The organism is Terrisporobacter sp. (assembly GCF_017888745.1).
Lineage (GTDB): Bacteria > Bacillota > Clostridia > Peptostreptococcales > Peptostreptococcaceae > Terrisporobacter.
The window spans coordinates 1-5796 of record NZ_JAGHFM010000338.1 but is presented as its reverse complement, the minus strand read 5'-3'; the positions used below and the strand labels follow the sequence as shown (position 1 = coordinate 5796).

Annotated in this window: 4 protein-coding genes; all 4 read right to left on the bottom strand. The window is 26.1% G+C overall.

The features are described from left to right. Positions 1–1220: ABC transporter substrate-binding protein (locus tag J7G74_RS15105; protein ID WP_297136852.1), on the bottom strand; the 1220-nt coding region annotated here is incomplete at its 3' end. A 324-nt stretch (positions 1221–1544) separates the two neighbouring features. Continuing rightward, positions 1545–1874: a DUF1904 domain-containing protein gene (locus J7G74_RS15100; protein WP_039681307.1), complete on the bottom strand. Its 330-nt coding sequence runs from the start codon at positions 1872–1874 to the stop codon at positions 1545–1547. A 759-nt stretch (positions 1875–2633) separates the two neighbouring features. Then, positions 2634–3782, bottom strand: a complete 1149-nt coding sequence (locus J7G74_RS15095) for a hypothetical protein (RefSeq protein WP_297136850.1) — start codon at positions 3780–3782, stop codon at positions 2634–2636. 710 nt (positions 3783–4492) lie between these two features. Next, on the bottom strand, positions 4493–5796 hold a 1304-nt coding region (gene grdD / locus J7G74_RS15090), incomplete at its 5' end, for a glycine/sarcosine/betaine reductase complex component C subunit alpha (RefSeq protein WP_297136848.1).

Genomic DNA, 5796 nt, shown 5'->3' with positions numbered 1-5796 from the left:
GTTATGGGTGTTTTTAATTCGTGGCTCATATTTATGATAAAATGATTTTTTAATTTATTCAGTGATTCTATATTATTTACAGCTTTATTTAATGTCTCTTCATGTTTTCGCTTATAATTAATATGTACTATTAAAATAATTATTGTTAGCATTAATAAGATAACAAATAATATAAAAAATATAAAGAAATTTTTATACTCTATTATAAATTCCTTAGGAGAGTTTATAACCTGTGATCCTTCTGGTAAATCACTTAGCTTTATGCCATATTTACGCATGACATTAAAATCAAAAGTATATTGATTCACACTATCATCCAATAAATATAATGATTTTAATTCTTGGCCATCTATTATTTTTTGAGCCAATCGACCTGCCTTTTTACCTTGATTATAAAGACTTATTATTTTTCCTCCAATACTACCATAGCCTATTCCACCTTCTACTAAGCTATACAAAGGTATATTTCCTGCCGCATTAGTTATTAAGTTATTTACATTTTTATTGCTAATCCATTGATTATTCTTAAAATCATTGGCATACATAGTTATTATGGCATAATTATCATCTAAATTACTTAATTTATTTTCTAATTCATCTTCTGTAATTTTACTTGTAAAAATAGTTTTAAATGAAATATTCTTATATTTAGGAATTATTTTATTTTTAAATTCTTCAATTTCTTCAGTTTTATCGTAATTATTTATTAAAACTATATTCTTTACATTAGGATGAAAATCTAATATTAAATCTATAGTTGAATCAATCGATTCCTCTCTTTTTATCCCTGTAATATTTTCATATTTCATAGCTTGATTAATTACATCTTCACTTGATGTTCCAAAAAATACAATTGGTATTGAATTAAAAATATTATTTCTATAATTTAATACAAACTCTAATATATAATAATCACCCACAATTATTGCATCGTAGTTTTCATTCTCTACCATTGATTTTATATTTTTATAATAGTTATTTTTATTATTTATATTTTCTGTTGAATTATAATCCAAGTACTTTATATGTAAACTTGTATCCTCACCCAAACCTTCTTTTATCCCCGTAATAAGATTATCAAAATTTGTAATATAGGAACTATAACTAGTAATAAATAAAACTTTACTATCTTCTTGAGCATAAGTGTATTTAGGAAATCCACTTAAAATTATTAATAACACTATTATTAAAACTTTTGTTCTTCTTAAATACTTTCCCATAATAGACCTCCCATTAAAAATGACTTTTATATTATACTAAATATTCAAATGTATTAATAGTTACAATTATTTTCCTCTAAAAAACGTTTGGTCATATGTATATTTATCTATTTTAAAATAGTCAAATTCATTTATCAATTTGACTATTAATGCAGATTATCTAAGAGTTAGATAATCCTCTTACTAAAAATTTAAATTTTCATATTTTCACATATATATTGATAGCTCCTAGTTGTAAGTGTTTAAATAACTTTAAAAACAATATAATATCCTTACAATAAAAAAATAGGAGTATATGCTCCTATCCCTTTAATTCTTTATATATTAAAAATGTTCTCCATTTTCATAATACTTTTCTTTTTCAAAAACTGTAAAGGCTAAATCCATACTTTCTATATTTAGATTTTCTCTTATATTGTTAGTGATTATTTTAGCTACTGTATCTTGAACCTCTTGACCTCTATCAAACCAAGCTACTTCTACAAATGGATATACATCCGCTATCTTACCATTTCTTATAGCAACAGACTTTATACATTCTATTTCAAAATAATCTCTTGGGCATTTTACAGCTTCTACTAATTCATCAATCATCTTTTCACTTATCTTACAGATGTCGTTTTCATTTATTCCTCTTACTTTTATTTGTGGCATAACTTTCCTCCTGTTGTTAAATTTATTACTTATATTTATCTTACCATTTAGTCAATATTTCCCACATAGGACAATCTTGTAATAGATATATTATAATAAATTATTTAAAAATAACAAAATAGTTAGTAAATTTTATTACTCCATCTTCTTTGTTTGTAAATACTTTTACAATATATAAATATAAATTTTGGGATTTATTATTGCATAAGAAAAACAAAATGCAAAAAATACTATTCTTAAGAAAGATAGTATTCCTCAAAATAAAAAACTTTTCATTATCTGCTCATCTCAATTCTATGAATACATATTATGACATATGTATTTCATATTATATAACGATTGTTTATTACATAAATTACATGAATTATATTATTTATTAAAATAGAAAGTTCTTAACATAAACTGTCAAGAACTTCACCCCTATGGCTCATACTGGATCATAAAATAATTCAGTTTCTATTCATTAGATGATATATTGGTTTAGTGTTCTTTCTTTTACTAAGTATCATCATGTAATTAATGAGTATTCTCCTTATATTAAAATTGATATGAATAAATTTAAAATGTTATATCTTGTATTTACTTCATTTAGTTTTAATAATTATAATGCCTTAGAATACTTGCTTTATTGATAATTAAGATATATATATTAAACAAACTAATATTAAAAGGGAGAAAGAGTGTAACCATATTATTCACTGTTTCCTCCTTTTTAGTTATGCTATATTTTCACCTTGTTATTTTATCTTAATACAATTTCTAATATATAGATCCATAATTCTCTAATGTTTTACTTCCTACATAAAATTGATTTGATTTAGTAATACCAGTTGGAGTCTCAAATTGTGTAGCTACCATATAGCACCATTCTCCATTATAAAATATAGGATCTTTTAAAACAGCTACTTGATGCTCTTCAGTTGATGGTCCATATTCCGCCATAATTTTGGCTATTGCATCTTCTTGCTCTGCCATAGTAGGCATTTTATCATTACTTACCTCAGTATTATTATCTATAGTTTCTGTGTTACTATCTACAGTTTCTGTATTATTATCATTACTATCTGATACTTGTAATGAACTACCTTCATATTTCTCTAGTACGTAGCTACCATTTTCTCCTGGTGCATATGTATATAAAGTAAAATCATCCATGTCTACTAAGTAAAGAAAATCACTCATTGTACGCATTTCTCCATATTCATCTAAATCTATTCCTACAAATCCAACATACTGTGTTTTCTTATCATTGTTTAATTCACTATAATTATCAACTGGTGAATAAAGATAATAAATATCATCTCTATTTTCTTTAGTTTCCTCATAAATAGTGTCTCTAGCTTTATCTATATCTGATTTTATTTTATCTAAATCTAGATTAGCTTCTTTTCCAAAACCAATTTCAATCATGTTTTTAAGTTCTATTTCGTTTATTGTATTCTTAATTTTATTTTCACATTCTTCTTTAGTCATTAAATCACCATTAACTGTGTCCACATTACCTTGTGGATCATATAATTTCACTTTTAATTTATTATTATTTTCCTCATCTAAATAAACATGTATTTTGTACTTATTATCAGGATGTGATACAAAATTATAAGTAATTCCATTACCATTTTCATCTAATTCAGATCCTTTAAAACTCATACTTTCCTGAACGTTTTCTCTTATTGAATATAGAGCTACATCTTCCTCTGTAAAGCGAGCTATATATGTTTCACTTACTTTGTAGTCATATTTGCTATTCATCCAACTTTTGTTTTCAAAATTAAAATACATGTACTTATTTTTAATTTGTTCTTTTAAATTATTATCACTTGTTTTATTACATCCAACTAATGTAAACATTAGTAATGTAGTCATAATTGCTATTACTTTTTTCGTCATTTTTTGTTTTTCCCTCACTTTTTCTTCCCTAATTTTTTATTTACTGTTTTTCTTCATTATTTTCAATTAAATATATCATATCAGAATATTACATTTTTTACCATTACAACAACATCTAACTAAGTATTGCAATAATTAATAGCAAATTTTTAACATAAACTGTCATGAATTGCACCCCCATGGCTCATACTGGATTATAAAATAATTCAGTTACTAGTAATTAAAAAAATTTATAAATAGATTAATAAAAATTCTCGTAATGTTTTGTTAACACACCAACAATAATTAAAATCACTACTTATAATGTTGATAAACATCCAATTATACCCATAAAATCAAAGATAACTGAACATATAAATAGTATTGTTCCACTAAGCACAGTAATATATGGGATTAATTTCATCTAAATCCCTACCAAACTTTTAATTTATAATGTATTAATTGTGATTCATAATAATCTTTCATTAAATTCGCCTCAAATTCCCATTTACATATATATTGTCAGAATTATTCTTACTACGCATTATATAACAATTGCGACCTTTATCATATTATAACACTAACTCAATTCTCACATTGCATTTAAGATCCTTTTGTCACTTTTTACTTTTTTGAATATATTGATATCACTTTGATACACAAGTTTTACACATATTTTTAAGTATTATAATATCCTTACAATAAAAAAAGGGAAGAAAATAAAAATTTTCTTCCCTTTAATTGACTATTTATTCACTTATAAACTTAGCTTCTACTAACAATAATTTAGATTTTTCTAGGTTTGCCGGACTAACTAATACTATTGGTCCAGTACAACCCATTCCACTTTCTGCATAGATATTATTTTTCCATAAAACTTCAACTGCATCTTCCAAATCCATTACATCTATTCCAGATATTTGTTCTGTTACAACTTCTTTTTCAGGAGCTTCAATCTTTTCTCCAGCTGTATTAGTTAATTCTACTTTAGATTTTTTTAATCCTTGTAAGACTCCCTTAAATCCAGCTTTTTCAACTTTCGTAAACTCTTCTCTAGATATATCATGGATATTATTATTAACCAATTCAGCAGCAAATTTTATTGCACCTTCTATAACTGGCGCACCTGACGCTCTTGATATAATCATAATTAGTTTATCGAAATCTTTTCCAATTCCCGGACCATAACCATAACCAACTGATTCATATTTTCCACCTGAATGATATGCAGAGAACATTTTTATCAGAAGATTACCTGTTAACGAATCCGTTACCATTACATCAGCAGATGCAGTCATTAAATCATTTCCTCTCATAACAACCCCACCATCTGCCCTATCAGAGTTTGCAAAATTTATATCATAACCATTTTCTTTTAAACTCTTAAGTGCTATTTCTACTTGTCTTGCACCATCTACATTAGCTATACCTACAGTTGGATTTTTAATGCCACAAGCTTTTGCAGTTATTATTCCATAGATAGCATTTTTAACCATCCCTTCAACTCTATCAGCTGAAGAAGTTCCTGTTGTAGTGGCTATAAACATTTCTTTTCCTTTGCTAGGAGTTACCACTCTACCAACAGTTGATACTCCTATAGGGAATGGATAATGCATAGTTACTGCACCATCTACTTTTTTACTTTCTAAAAGCCCTTCCATTAATTCATGAGCTTCTTTTTCACAATTAGTCTTAATATGTTTTAATCCTTCAGCACTTTCACTACCTATAGTTGTAACTGATATATTTGATTTAGTAGCTTTTAAAGCTCCTTCTATTACATTTTGTTCTCCATGTTCACTTCCTATAGTAGTTATTGCTATCTTAGGTATTTTAACATCAACTGATTCTTCCTCTTCTTCTAAACCTTGGAATTTTTTAGATTGGTTTTCTTCTATGACAAAAGATATACCATCGAATAGATTTGTCATTCTTCCAAGGAATAGACTACCTTTACCAACTATCATTGCATTTCTAACTTTTCCATTAATTATATCTTCTCTAGCAAATCCTAAATAAGGTACACCTGATGGAATATGTCCTTGAGTTGGAG